At 63.8% G+C, this 279-nt stretch carries 1 protein-coding gene; it reads right to left on the bottom strand.

The features are described from left to right. Positions 1 to 279 (bottom strand): carboxy terminal-processing peptidase (locus tag V0R37_RS21980; protein WP_420376540.1); only part of this gene is annotated, 279 nt, incomplete at both ends.

Genomic DNA, 279 nt, shown 5'->3' with positions numbered 1-279 from the left:
AGACCCAGTGCGCGGCGGCGCTGGTTTTCCAGTGAGAGCTGTTCGGCTTCTTGGGCTTCTAGCTCGCGTTGGCGCTGCTCCCGGTTCAGGCTGACGCTGGTGTGCTGTTCACGCAATTGGCGGGCCAGGGTGGACTGGCGCTCCAGGTAGCGGAAATTGGGGTTACCCTTGGCGCGCTCCTCGTGTAGCGAGAGGAGGGTAGGCAGGACCGTTTCCGGCGAGCCGTAGCGACGATACTGAACGTTCTGCACGGTGTCCCAGGGAAGGGCGTTGTCCAGG

Source organism: Pollutimonas rozaliensis (assembly GCF_048751585.1).
Lineage (GTDB): Bacteria > Pseudomonadota > Gammaproteobacteria > Burkholderiales > Burkholderiaceae_B.
This window is presented reverse-complemented; position numbering and strand designations above follow the sequence as displayed.